Origin of the sequence: Alistipes indistinctus YIT 12060, from assembly GCF_025144995.1 — a bacterium.
In the GTDB taxonomy this organism is placed as follows: Bacteria; Bacteroidota; Bacteroidia; order Bacteroidales; family Rikenellaceae; genus Alistipes_A; species Alistipes_A indistinctus.
Genome location: NZ_CP102250.1, coordinates 2,658,953 through 2,671,767 on the forward strand (window position 1 = coordinate 2,658,953; position 12,815 = coordinate 2,671,767).

Sequence of the window (12,815 nt, forward strand, 5' to 3'; positions counted from 1 at the left end):
GCATGGAACCTTCGATCGAAAAAAAATTGACGGAGCTCTTCCTCTCCAACGCCGAACTGCTCGACGAGGGGCAGTCGCCGTTGCTCACGCGCCCGCGCCGGGCGGCACTCGAGGCGCTGAACCTATTGGGGATTCCGCCGAAAGGGCCGGGGAACGGCGACCGGTATCACTATACCGATTTGCGCGGGGTGTTCGGCGAAGAATGGGAGCACTATTTCACCCCGTCGCATCCCGGCGTCGCGCCCGATGACTTGCCGGGGCAGATGCACCGCATGAAATTTCTCAACGGTTTCTGCTGCGATGCGCGGCATTTGACGCGACTGGCGGACGGTGTGGTGTTCGGGTCGCTGGCCGCCGCTGCGCGCGAATATCCCGGATTGGTCGGAAAATATTACAATACCCTCCCGCACGGCCATGGCAGTGCGGTGGCCGAACTGACGGCGGCTTTCGTGCAGGACGGAGCGTTCGTCTATGTCCCCAGGGGGATTCGTGTCGAGCTGCCGTTTGCGGTCGAGTGCGGCCTCTACGGTGACGGTGAAGCGGTCGCATCGTTCGGGCGGAACCTCTTTATTTTCGAAGAGGGAAGCCAGGCGCGGCTCGTAATCGATTACCGTACGCTCTCCGGCGAGCGGAACCTGGCCTGCCGCACGCGTGAAATCTTCGTAGGGAGCGGTGCGCGGGTCGAGATGGTCGAAAGTTGCCGGCTCAACGAACGTTCGTCGCTGATTTCGGCAAGCTATGCGCGCCAACAGGGCGATTCCGTGCTGCACGGCGTATCGGTGGGACTGAGTGCCGGCCTGATGCGCAACGAGCAGACCGTCCTGCTGGAAGGGCGCGGTGCCGAAAACCACACCAACGGGCTTACGATTGCCGGAGAGCAGGAGCATCTGGATTTTGCTACGGATATCGAACACATCGCATCGGATTGTACCAGCTACCAGCTTTTCAAAGGACTGGCCGCCGACGGCGGGACGAGTGTTTTCAGCGGGCGAATCTATGTGGCGCAGGATGCGCAGCGCACGCAGGCGTTCCAGCAGAACAACAACCTGCTGTTGAGCGACGATGCGCACGTATATGCGAAACCCCAGCTCGAGATCTATGCGGACAACGTGAAGTGCAGCCACGGCGCGACGGTGGGACAGTTGGACCCCGAAGCGATCTATTACATGCGCCAGCGTGGTATCGGACTCGAAGATGCGCGACGGTTGCAGATGTACGGTTTCGTGCTCGACGTGCTCGGCGAGAGCCGCGTACAGGAGATGAACGAGTTGTTCGACCGCGAAATCGCTTCGAAGATCGAAGGATTGTAGGCGCATAGAATTCGTTGTAGGCGTATGTATCCGGATGCCGGTTTCATCGCGTACGGATGGGGATTGGAGTGATTCCCGCAAGCAGGTAAAATAGATGGCATACGATATTGCAAAAATAAGGGCCGATTTTCCGCTGCTGGGCCGCAAGGTATACGGCAGGGAGCTGGCTTATCTGGATAACGGTGCGACGGCGCAGAAACCGCTGCAGGTGATCGAAAAGATCGACTACCTGCACCGTGAGTTGAATGCCAATGTCCACCGCGGGCTGCACTACCTGAGCGAGGAGTGCACTTCGGAGTACGAGGCGGCACGGGAACAGGTGCGCGCGCTGATCGGTGCGGCATCCGTGCGCGAGATCGTTTTTACGGCCGGGGCGACCGCCGCGATCAATACCGTGGCGTACAGTTTCGGCGAGAAGTATATCCATGCGGGCGACAACGTGATTACCACCGAAATGGAACATCACGCGAACATCGTTCCGTGGCAGTTGATCTGCGAGCGTAAAGGGGCTGAACTGCGAGTCGTACCGTTCGACGATGCGGGGCGCCTGATGACCGAAAAACTGCCGGAACTGCTCGACGAACGGACGCGGATCGTCTGCATCACGCAGGCGTCGAACGTGCTGGGGACGCGGCCCGACCTGTCGCCGGTGATCGACCTGTCGCACCGGGCCGGGGTGCCGGTGCTGGTGGACGGTTGTCAGGGTATTGTGCACGGCGGGGTCGATGTGCAGGCGCTCGATTGCGATTTCTATGCCTTTTCGGGACACAAACTTTACGGACCTACCGGAATCGGCGTGTTGTACGGCAAGGAGAAATGGCTGGAACAGATGCCGCCGTTCATGGGCGGGGGAGACATGGTCGGTACGGTCCGTTTTTCGGGTACTACATACGCCGAACTGCCGCTCAAGTTCGAGGCGGGGACTTCTAACTACATCGGTGCGATCGGCCTCGGCGAAGCGATCCGTTACCTCGGTACGCTGGATGCCGGGGAAGTGGCGCGCCGCGAACACGAATTGCTGGTTTATGCGACCGAGCGGCTGCAACGGATCGACGGGTTGCGCATTTACGGCACCCAGCCCGATAAGTGCAGTATCGTTTCGTTTACGGTCGAGGGGACGCATCCTTACGATATCGGGATGATTCTCGACAAAACGGGTGTTGCGGTGCGTACCGGGACGCATTGTGCCGAACCCGTGATGACCCATTACGGCATTACGTCGATGGTGCGTGCTTCGTTTGCGCTGTACAATGAATTTTCGGAGATCGACCGGCTCGAGGCCGGATTGCAACGCGCGGTCGGGATGTTGCGGGCGTGACGCTTTTTCCGGTAGCTCCCGATGCAAGCGATCCCGTGGACAGGTAGTTCGGATCCGGTCATCTGAAAAACCGACGCCCCGGCAATTTAAGGATTCGATTTGATGCTTCAACAAAATCGGAGGGCCGGGTATACGACCGATCATCCGATCATCCGTTTCAGGAACTACATAAACCCGTTATAATATTATGCCCTTTATTGTTCTCGAAGGCCTCGACGGGGCCGGCAAATCCACCCAGGTCAGAATGTTGCAGGAGCGGCTTTCCGCCCAGGGGTTCGCATATGAATACCTTCATTTCCCGCGTTTCGACGCACCGGTTTACGGTGAATTGGTCGCACGTTTCCTGCGCGGCGAACTGGGGGCGCTCGATCAGGTCAACCCTTACCTTGTGGCGCTGATTTATGCGGGCGACCGTGCCGAAGCCGCCCCGATGATCCGCCGTTGGCTCGAAGCGGGTAAATTCGTGATCGTCGACCGCTATGTCTATTCCAATGTGGGTTACCAGTGTGCGAAGATTGACGATCCGGCCGACCGCGAGCGGTTGAGGGAGTGGATTATCGATCTCGAGTATGGGCATAACGGTATCCCGCAGCCGGACCTGTCGCTTTTCCTCGATGTGCCGTTTTCGTTTACGCAGCGCAAACTGACCGAGCAGCGCGAGGGCGATGACCGCGACTACCTGAAGGGCAAGGCGGACATTCACGAGGCTTCGCTGTCGTTGCAGGAGCGCGTGCGCCGCGTCTATCTGGAACAGGCGGCGCTCGATCCCTGTTTCTGCGTGATCGAATGCACCGATCCGGATGGGGAGATGCGTGCCCCTGAAGCGATCTTCGAACGAATTTCGGCCCGGTTGTCTCCTTTGTTCTAATTCCCAGACAGGTCGTCCGGCTCTTTTCTCAACCGGGATTTCCGTGCGGTTCCCATGCGGCGGCGTTGATCCCGATAGCCCGAATTACGTTACTGTCTTTTCTGTTGCGGTAGTTCTGGGGCGGTGCTGTTTTGCCCCTTGCTGTTTCTCCTCCCCGTAGTGTGAATTTGCCGTAACGCACCTCCTGTGCATCGTGTCCGGATGGTTCTACCGGACGGGATGGGTGAAGATTCTTTCCGTTTTCGAACGCTTTTTCGACCGTTTTGTACCGTAAAATGGCGGATAAGCTAAAAATTGGTTATATTTGTCTCAGTACAACTGTTTGACAACGAACCGGTATGCGAATCAGGAACGGATTGGTGGCTTTGTGCAGGATAGCTTTGGCGCTGGTGTTTATCTTTTCCGGCTTCGTCAAGGCGGTCGATCCGTGGGGTACGGCCATCAAGTTGGGCGAGTATTTCCATGCTTTCGGGATGGATGCGCTTTCCGGGGGCCGCTATGCCTTTTCGATCCTGCTCTCATCTGCTGAAATGCTGTTGGGTTTCTGCCTGCTTTTCCGGTTCGGTTTCGTCCGCCGGAGATTGCCGGGGCTGATGCTGATCGTGGTGGGTTTCTTCACGCTGCTGACCCTCGTGCTGGCCCTTTGGAACCCGGTTTCGGACTGCGGCTGTTTCGGCGATGCCGTGAAACTCACGAATTGGCAGACCTTCTATAAAAACCTGATTCTGTTGTTGCTGGCTGTTGTGGTTTGGTTCGGCAGCTACCGCAAGAAAGAGTGCTGGGATTGGAATCCCGACGTTCCGGAACACGATAGCGGTCACCTGATCGAATGGAGCCTCGGATTGTTGTTCCTGCTCTTTTCGCTCGGAGTGGGGCTGTATAGTTTGCGTCACCTGCCGTTGATCGACTTCCTGCCGTTCAAAGCCGGGGTAAACCTGGCCGTACAGGGGAATAAATCCGGAACCGATTTGGTCACGACGTTGATCTACAAGGATAAAACGACGGGACAAAATCACGAGTTTTCGCTGAGCGATACGACCTGGTACGATTCGACGCGCTGGGAGTTCGTCGATACGCGCTTTGTCGAACGTGCCGAACCTTCCGGCGGGGAAACCGATCCTGCGCTGGCCGAATTCTCGATTTTCAATGCGCAGGGAGACCGTACGGCCGAACTGCTTGCCCGGCCGCAGGAGTGGCTGCTCGTGACGCTGACCGATCCGGCGGAACTGTCCGGGTCATGCCGCGACAAGCTCGCGGACGCGGCCGATTACGCCCTGGCCCGGGGAGTGCTGATGATCGGCGTTACGCCGATTGCACTTGCCGATTCGGTATTGTCGCTCGGTGTCCGGCATATTCCGCTGTACAATATCGACGGTACGACGCTCAAGTCGCTGATCCGCGCGCACCAGGGGCTCGTCGTGATCAAGGAGGGAACGATCCTTGCCAAATGGAACTGCCGGGACATCCCCGATCTGAACGGGGAAAATGCGGAACAGAGCATCCTTTCGCTCGTGGCCGCACATGCCGTGCAGGTGAATATCTCCTGGTTGCTGGGCGTATGCGGTGTGGTGTTGGTGCTGCTCTACGCGGTCTATTTCATCCACCGCCGGCACGTATAAGTGCGGATTTTTGCCGCAGCAGTTGGAAGTCTCCCTGCCGGAAGCTGGAATCCGGGGAAAACCGTTATCTTTGCCTCCCGGAGCGCACGAGCGGTCCCTTACAATACCATTTTATGCACCTCTCACCCTCCGACATACCTGCTGCTTATATCCTGATGGCTTAGCTGCCTTGCAGGATGCAGGTATATCGGTTCCGCTGCCGGATTCCTCCCGGTACCGGACGTGCCCCGCGTATGCGGTCGGCCTTTGGTTATTTCTTTAATATTTTCTACGGTTTTTAATTTAATTCAGTTATTATGAACGACTGGAAAAGGAAGTTCATCATTATATGGATGGGACAGCTCTTCTCGATTCTTACGAGTACCGTCGCGCAATTCGCTATCATTCTGTGGGTCAGTGTCGAAGCCGGGCCTGCCGAGGTGCTTTCGCTGCCTGCCGTGATCGGGTTGACGGCTACGGGACTGGTGGCCGATAGTATCGGGATTCCGGCCATGTTCCTGCTGGGCGGAGTGGCTGCCTCGCTGGTTGCATTGGTCTCGTTTTTTATGCCGTCGCTGCGGGCCCTGGAGCGTTCCTGAGCCTCTTTTTGTGCCTGTTTTACGTGCCGGGGAACAACCGTTCCCCGGCACGTTGTTTTCGAATGGTACAGGAATGCCGTCCGGATACATGATCTTGGGATTGAACGATGATTTTCACCAGGATGTGGCATGATTGTTGGCTTAGCTTCAACACGATAAACCCGTCGTGGGGGACTTTAATCCGAATGAATGTATGAAACTGAAAGCTATCATGACCGGTGCACTGGCAGCCGTGCTGCTCGCAGGTTGCGGCTCGGGCGGAAAGGCTTCCGCTCCGGTCGTCCGTCCGGTCAAGGTGTATCGTGTCGAGCCGCTCGGCGCCGTGGATAAGGATTTTGCCGGGATGTCCACTGCGGATAGCGTGTCGAACCTCGCATTCCGCGTGTCGGGACAGATTATCAAGGTTTATGTACAGGACGGCCAGACGGTGCGGCAGGGGGCGATTATCGCCGAGATCGATCCGCGCGAGTACCGCCTGCAGATGGAGGCCGACAAGGCTACTTTCCTCACCGCCCGGTCGCAGATGGACCGCAACAAGCGGTTGCTCGACCGACAGGCCATATCGAGGCAGGATTACGAGATCGCCGACGCCGCTTATGTGCGTGCCCGCTCGGCCTACAATAATTCGCAGAGCATTCTTGCGGATACCAAACTGCGCGCTCCCTTCTCCGGAGCGATTGAAAAGATGTTCGTCGACAATTTCCAGCGCGTGCAGGTCGGGGAACCGGTGGCCCGGTTGGTCGATCCGCTGACCCGCACCGTCAAATACACGATGCCTGAAACGGCTTTGCAGATGCTCAAGATGCCGGGGCTTTCCTTTACGGTCTGGTTCGACGCTTACCAAAATACCCCGTTTCCGGCCCGGCTCAAGGAGTATATGAAGAGTTCGACACAAGCGACCGGAATCTCGGTGGCGCTGACGCTCGAACCGTTCGATGAAAAGAGGTACGATATCGCGCCGGGAATGTCCTGCACGATCAACATGAAGGTCGAATCGCCGCAGCACGATACGGTGACTGCCGTGCCGCTGACCGCCGTGTTCAGCCGGGATAACCGCGAGTGGGTATGGATCGTGGGAACCGGCCGCCGGGTAAAGGCGCAACCGGTCAAGCTCGGCCAGCTTTTCGGCAGCGATATGGTGATGATCGACGATGGCCTCAAGGCCGGGGACGAAGTGGTGACGGCCGGGGTGTACCAGATTGTCGAAGGTGAGGAGGTCAAACTTCTTCCGTAATTGAGCAGTCGATCTTTTTGTGCTCCGGAGACGGCAAAGATTCGGAAACCCGGAGACCCCCAGAAATTACTGACCTCCCCCGGCATGTCGTGAAATCCGGGAAATCACCGGTCGATTTTGAATTCTCTGCAGTGCTCGAATGTTTGGAAATGCCTGAATGGTAAAGAAATACTAACCGAATAGAGTCCGTAATACTATGAATCTTCCCAGATATTCCCTCGATAACGCTAAGGTGATTTACTTTTTCCTGGCGCTGTTGCTCGTCGGCGGCCTGATTTCGTTCGGCCGGCTCGGCAAGAAAGAGGATTCGCCGTTCGTCATCAAAAGCGCTTCGATCGTTACCCGTTACCCGGGAGCGACGCCCGAGGAGGTCGAAAAGCTGGTGACCGAACCGATCGGGCGTGAAATTCAGTCGATGCGTCGCGTCTATAAGATCACCTCCGAATCGTATTACGGGCTTTCGAAGATCATGATCGAGCTGGATCCGGCCACGCCGGCCGACGAGATGCCGCAGATGTGGGACGAGCTGCGCCGCAAGGTGCTCAATATACAGCCCCAGATGCCCCAGGATGCGTCGCCTATCTCCGTGAGCGACGATTTCGGCGATGTGTTCGGGATTTATTACGGCCTTTCGGCGGGAGAAGGGTTTACCTATGAGGAGATGCGCGGCTGGGCGCAGCGGATCAAAACGGCGCTCGTGACCGTCAAGGGCGTGCAGAAAGTGACCCTTTTCGGCGAGCAGAGCGGGGTGGTGAACGTTTATGTGAGCCTTTCGACGCTAAACAATCTTTTTATAACTCCGTCGGAAGTGATTCAGACGCTTCAGGCGCAGAACACGCTTGTTTCGAGCGGCGAAAAACTCGCGGGCGAAATGCAGATCAAACTGATCGAGACGGGAACTTACAAGAACCTCGACGACATCCGCGACCAGATTCTCACCTCGTCGCAGGGAAGGCAGATCCGCCTGGGGGATATTGCCCGTGTCGAACAGGGATATGCCGAACCCCCGTCGACGCTGATGCTGCTCAACGGCCGGCCCGCCATCGGGATCGGCATTTCGACCGATGCGTCGAAAGACGTGGTCAAAACCGGTAAACTGATCGAAGAGCGCCTCGGTACGTTGATGCCGCTGATCCCGATCGGGATCGACCTGGTGACGCTCTATCCGGAGAACCGTATCGCGCAGGAGGCCAACAATGCGTTTGTGATCAACCTGCTGGAGTCGGTGGCGATCGTTATCGCCCTGATTATGCTGATTATGGGTCTCCGTTCGGGAATGCTGATCGGCAGTTCGCTGATCTTCTCGATCGGCGGTACGTTGCTTATTATGCAGTTCCTCGGCGTGGGCCTGAACCGTACTTCGCTGGCCGGATTCATCATTGCGATGGGGATGCTGGTCGACAATGCGATCGTGGTGACTGACAATGCGCGTAACGGCATGCTGCGCGGCGTAGCCCGGCGCAAGGCGCTGATCGACGGCGCGACGGGCCCCCAATGGGGCCTGCTCGGGGCTACCTTCATCGCCGTCTGCTCGTTCCTGCCGCTCTACCTGGCGCCGTCGGCGGTGGCCGAGATCGTCAAACCGTTGTTCGTCGTGCTGGCCATTTCGCTGACGTTGAGCTGGGTATTGGCGCTGACACAGACGCCGCTGTTCGGCGAATTTATCCTCAAACAGGACACGGCGGCCGAACCGCGCGATCCGTATGCCGGCAAGTTTTACCGCCGGTTCGACCGACTGTTGGAACGGCTGATCGCCCGCCGTTATCTAACGGTCGGAATTGTGGCGGGCCTCTTCGCCGTATCGTTGTTGGTGATGGGGGCTCTCCCGCAGAACTTCTTTCCGAACCTCGATAAACCTTACTTCAAGGCCGACTGTTTCCTGCCCGACGGTTACAATATTCGTGATACGGAACGTAATATGGCGGGTATCGAGACCTGGTTGCGCCAGCAGCCTTCGGTCAGGAACGTGTCGGTGACGATGGGCGCTTCGCCGCCCCGCTACTATCTGGCGAGTACGTCGTTCGGGCCCAAGCCCAATTTTGCCAATATCCTGGTCGAACTGACGACGAAGGATTCCACGGCGGCCGTCGAAGAGCGCTTCAACCGTTATGTGCGGGAGAATTATCCCGATGTACTGGCCCGTTCGTCGCTGTTCAAGCTTTCTCCGGCCGTCGAGGCGGCGATCGAGATCGGGTTTATCGGCAGCAACATCGATACGCTGGTAAAATTGACGACACAGGCGCAGGAGATTATGCGGGGCATTCCTGCCGTGGGTGACATTCGTAACAGTTGGGGCAACCCGGTTCCGGTCTGGACTCCGGTTTATTCGCAGGAAAAGGGCCCGCGTATGGGTATTTCGCGCTCGGCAATGGCCCGCGAGATGAATTTCGCCACTTCCGGGTTCCCGTTGGGCGAGTACCGTCACGAGGATCAGTTCCTGCCGATCGTGCTGGCCGACGAGAACCAGGAAGGCTTCAACCTGAATAACCTGCGTTCGCTGCCGATCTATTCCGCTTCCGGGAATGTCTATCCGCTCGAATCGGTCGTGGACAGCGTTTACCTGAGTTACCACTACAACGTGATCAAGCGCTACAACCGCGAGCGGGTGATGATGGCCCAGTGCGATCCGGTGCGTGGGGCCAATACCAAAGCGGCTTTCACGGAGGTATTGAAACAGGTTCGGGAAAAGATCAGCCTGCCGGAGGGGTACCGTATGCAGGTCTTCGGCGAGGAGCAGTCGCAGGAGGAATCGAATGCGGCGCTCGCGGCCAATATGCCGCTTACGTTCATCCTGATCTTCATTACGCTGCTGCTGCTGTTCCGGGCGTATAAGAAGCCGATCGTGATCCTGCTGATGGTGCCGATGATCTTTATCGGCGTGGTGGCGGGACTCGTCGTGACGGGCAAGCAGTTCGATTTTTTCGCGATGCTGGGCCTGTTGGGTCTCGTGGGGATGAACATCAAGAATGCCATCGTTCTGGTCGACCAGATCGGCGTGGAGACCTCTTCCGGCAAATCGCCCTACGAGGCGGTAACGATCGCGACGCGTTCGCGCATCGTACCGGTGATGATGGCCTCCGGGACGACGATCCTCGGGATGCTGCCGCTGCTCTTCGACTCGATGTTCGGCGGTATGGCCGCGACGATCATGGGAGGGCTTCTGGTCGCATCGCTGCTGACTTTGCTCGTACTGCCCGTTACGTACTGTATCTTTTTCCGGATTTATCCCACTAAAGAGACAAACTCATGAACAGACCGACATATATTTCTTTGATTGCGCTGGCGTTGTTGCTCGGCGGTGCGTGGAGCGCTCCGGCGCAAGGGCCGATTTCGCTGGACGAGTACCGGGAACGGGTGCTCGATTACAGTTATACGTTGAAAATGGCGCGTGAAAACCGTGCTGCCGCAGAAGCGGGCGTCCGGCAAAGCTATACGGGATTCCTTCCCGCGCTGAGTGCGGCGGGGGATTTCTCGGTCAATTTCAAGGATCGTTATGCGGTATCGAACGGCGCAAGCCAACTGTTGCATCCTTATGCGTTTTCGTTGCAACCGGCCCTCGTGCAGAACATCTACACGGGAGGTGCGGTGCGGAACAGTTACGAACAGGCGAAGATCAGCTCTGAGATCGCGCGTTACGGCGAGGAACAGTCGCAACTCAGCGTGGCTTACCTGGCCGAGTACAACTATTGGAACCTCGCTTCGAACGAGGCACTGCTCGCCATCGCGACGCGGTACGAGGGGATCGTGCGCAACATGTACAACGTGGTACGTACCCGCTTCGACGACGGGTATGTGGCCAAAAACGACCTGCTGATGATCGAAACGCGGCTCAGGGAGGCCGAATACAGCCGGGTCAATGCCGATAACCTGTACCGTGTGTCGCTGCAGAATTTCAATATCCTGATGGGCGCCGTGCCGCTGACGCAGCACACCGTTGCCGATTCGGTGACGATGCCGGTCCAATTGCCGATGTATGCGGGCGTTCAGGAGGCGCTGAGCCGCCGTCCCGACTACCTGTCGGCCGACCGCCGGGTCGAATACAACCGGTACGGCGTCAAACTCGCCTCAGCGAAGTTCAACCCGCAGCTCTCGGCGGGTGTGCAGGGGCTTTGGCGCAACAACACTCCCAACCTCGGCGGAACCGATCTCGACGGACTGGCTTTCCTGCGGTTGAGCGTGCCCATCTTCCACTGGGGCGAACGGCGGCATGCCGTGACGGCTTCGCAGGCGGCGGTGCGGTCTTCGGAGTACGAAAAATTGCAGCTGATCGACAACATCACCCAGGAGATTATGACCGCCTGGACGAATATCGTGGAATCGGCCTCGCAGATCGACATCGCTCGGGCGAACCTCGAAGTGGCCCGGGAAAATCTCAGCCTCAATACGTTCAGTTATAACGAAGGCTTGTTGACCATTCTGGATGTGATTTCGGCCCAACTCTCGTGGTTGCAGGCTTACACGAATACGATTACCGCCAACTTTAATCAGAAAGTGGCTATTGCTGCTTACCACAAGGCCATTGCCGATACCGGCATTCAGCAGGAGTATGGTACGACTTCGGCTGTTCCCTAAGAGCCGGTGGTAAAATTCTCCTGGCGCTGTAACGCCTGATGGCAGCGCGGCGTCGCAAGCGTAACGGCAACCCAACCGCCTTTTTCGCTTTATTCTGACTTAGTCCTTCTTGACGGTCATTTTCGGCGCGCGGGTGAACGGTTTTTCGCGGTCGAACAGGTAGCGGTAGGTCGTGTGCATCTTGTGCTTTTTCGCGCAGACGAGCGTCTCTACCATGCGCATCATCAGCGGGTTGAAATCGCCGATCCAAGCCAGTTCGAGGCTCTTGTACCGTTTCAGGTGAGGAGTGTTCACCTGCTGTTCGAAGTTATAAATCATGCCCGATTCGATCCCTTTTCCCTGGAACTCGGGAATGACCCCGAAGATCAGTGCAAAAATGCGCGTCGCTTTGCGGCTTACCTTCAGCCGCCACAGGAACCGCAGCTTGTCCCAGGCTCCGAAATGCCCTTTCAGCGGTGCGATCACGCCGTTCAGGTCGGGAATCATCAGGTAGAAACCGATCGGTTTTCCATCGTAGTACGCGAAATACATGAGCCGTTGGTCGATGATCGGGCGCAGCGAATTCATCAGCGCGAGCGCATGTGCCCTCTCGATCGGCTTGACGCCGGTGAATTTCGCCCAGGCTTTGTTGTATACGGTACGGAAATCTTCGGCATACTGCTGCAGGCTCCGTTTACGCTTGTCCATGTGCTCGAAGCTGTAACGTGGCTCCTCCTGCAGGCGCTTGACACGTTCGTAGACGTTGTCCGGGAAGAGTCCTTCGGCCAGTTCACGCAGGTAGGTGTGCTGGTTGAAGTAGTTCTGGAACCCGTAGTTTTCGAACAGGCGGATGTAGTATTCGAAATTATAGGGATTGGTATACAGCGGCGTGAATTCGAAGCCTTTCGTAAGCAGGCCCCACCACTGGTCGCGGTCCCCGAAATTGACGGGGCCGTCCATCGCCTCCATCCCTTTCTTGGCGAGCCATTCTTTGGCTGCGTCGAACATCAGGTCGGCTACCTGCTGGTCGTCGATCGATTCGAAGAAACCGCAGCCACCCGTCGGCTGTCCATCTGCAGCGGCAGCCAGTTCCGGGTTATAGAACGCCGCGATGCGTCCGACGGTGCGGCCCTGCGTGTCGAGGGCGAGCCAGCGGATCGCCTCTCCGTTCCGCAACAGTTCGTTGTATTTGGGGTCGAAGCGGCGTTCGATGTCCTGGTCCAGCGGACAGATCCAATTCGGTTCGTCGCGGTAAAGCCGTTTGGCGAAGTCGAGGAATTCGCGGGCATCGTTCCGGGTGGTTACTTCTTTGAGGCTGTATTTCTCCATCTTTTATC

At 57.5% G+C, this 12,815-nt stretch carries 9 protein-coding genes; 8 read left to right on the top strand and 1 reads right to left on the bottom strand.

All coding sequences use genetic code 11. The features are described from left to right. The first annotated feature begins 2 nt into the window (after positions 1-2). The 8 genes from sufD to NQ495_RS10965 all read left to right on the top strand — a co-directional run bounded on the left by sufD (position 3) and on the right by NQ495_RS10965 (position 11,499). Complete coding sequence (sufD, locus tag NQ495_RS10930) at positions 3-1,310, top strand: Fe-S cluster assembly protein SufD (RefSeq protein WP_009133300.1); 1,308 nt, start codon at positions 3-5, stop codon at positions 1,308-1,310. A gap of 94 nt (positions 1,311-1,404) precedes the next feature. Then, complete coding sequence (locus tag NQ495_RS10935) at positions 1,405-2,628, top strand: cysteine desulfurase (protein ID WP_009133301.1); 1,224 nt, start codon at positions 1,405-1,407, stop codon at positions 2,626-2,628. A 187-nt stretch (positions 2,629-2,815) separates the two neighbouring features. Further along, a complete protein-coding gene (locus NQ495_RS10940; protein WP_009133302.1) occupies positions 2,816-3,496 on the top strand; it encodes a dTMP kinase in 681 nt (226 codons plus the stop codon). Positions 3,497-3,834: 338 nt separating this feature from the next. Beyond that, positions 3,835-5,115, top strand: coding sequence for a BT_3928 family protein (locus NQ495_RS10945; protein ID WP_009133303.1), 1,281 nt, complete (start codon positions 3,835-3,837; stop codon positions 5,113-5,115). A 296-nt stretch (positions 5,116-5,411) separates the two neighbouring features. Beyond that, positions 5,412-5,693: a hypothetical protein gene (locus NQ495_RS10950; protein WP_009133304.1), complete on the top strand. Its 282-nt coding sequence runs from the start codon at positions 5,412-5,414 to the stop codon at positions 5,691-5,693. A 193-nt stretch (positions 5,694-5,886) separates the two neighbouring features. Continuing rightward, the gene (locus NQ495_RS10955) at positions 5,887-6,927 is read left to right on the top strand and encodes an efflux RND transporter periplasmic adaptor subunit (RefSeq protein ID WP_232208881.1); all 1,041 of its coding nucleotides are present in this window, start codon (positions 5,887-5,889) and stop codon (positions 6,925-6,927) included. A 196-nt stretch (positions 6,928-7,123) separates the two neighbouring features. Continuing rightward, the gene (locus NQ495_RS10960; protein ID WP_009133306.1) at positions 7,124-10,177 is read left to right on the top strand and encodes an efflux RND transporter permease subunit; all 3,054 of its coding nucleotides are present in this window, start codon (positions 7,124-7,126) and stop codon (positions 10,175-10,177) included. Then, a complete protein-coding gene (locus tag NQ495_RS10965; RefSeq protein WP_009133307.1) occupies positions 10,174-11,499 on the top strand; it encodes a TolC family protein in 1,326 nt (441 codons plus the stop codon). The genes NQ495_RS10960 and NQ495_RS10965 overlap by 4 nt, the downstream gene beginning before the upstream one ends. A gap of 99 nt (positions 11,500-11,598) precedes the next feature. Here NQ495_RS10965 and NQ495_RS10970 read toward each other — a convergent pair whose 3' ends face one another. Continuing rightward, entirely contained in the window at positions 11,599-12,807 is a 1,209-nt protein-coding gene (locus NQ495_RS10970; protein ID WP_009133308.1) for a hypothetical protein, read from the bottom strand. Positions 12,808-12,815: the final 8 nt, after the last annotated feature.

Bases quoted from the DNA above. Each gene is read 5' to 3' on its own strand.
- NQ495_RS10960 (WP_009133306.1), top strand. From the start codon at position 7,124: ATGAATCTTCCCAGATATTCCCTCGATAACGCTAAGGTGATTTACTTT.
- NQ495_RS10950 (WP_009133304.1), top strand. From the start codon at position 5,412: ATGAACGACTGGAAAAGGAAGTTCATCATTATATGGATGGGACAGCTC.
- NQ495_RS10955 (WP_232208881.1), top strand. From the start codon at position 5,887: ATGAAACTGAAAGCTATCATGACCGGTGCACTGGCAGCCGTGCTGCTC.
- NQ495_RS10940 (WP_009133302.1), top strand. From the start codon at position 2,816: ATGCCCTTTATTGTTCTCGAAGGCCTCGACGGGGCCGGCAAATCCACC.
- NQ495_RS10945 (WP_009133303.1), top strand. From the start codon at position 3,835: ATGCGAATCAGGAACGGATTGGTGGCTTTGTGCAGGATAGCTTTGGCG.
- NQ495_RS10970 (WP_009133308.1), bottom strand. From the start codon at position 12,807: ATGGAGAAATACAGCCTCAAAGAAGTAACCACCCGGAACGATGCCCGC.
- NQ495_RS10965 (WP_009133307.1), top strand. From the start codon at position 10,174: ATGAACAGACCGACATATATTTCTTTGATTGCGCTGGCGTTGTTGCTC.
- sufD (WP_009133300.1), top strand. From the start codon at position 3: ATGGAACCTTCGATCGAAAAAAAATTGACGGAGCTCTTCCTCTCCAAC.
- NQ495_RS10935 (WP_009133301.1), top strand. From the start codon at position 1,405: ATGGCATACGATATTGCAAAAATAAGGGCCGATTTTCCGCTGCTGGGC.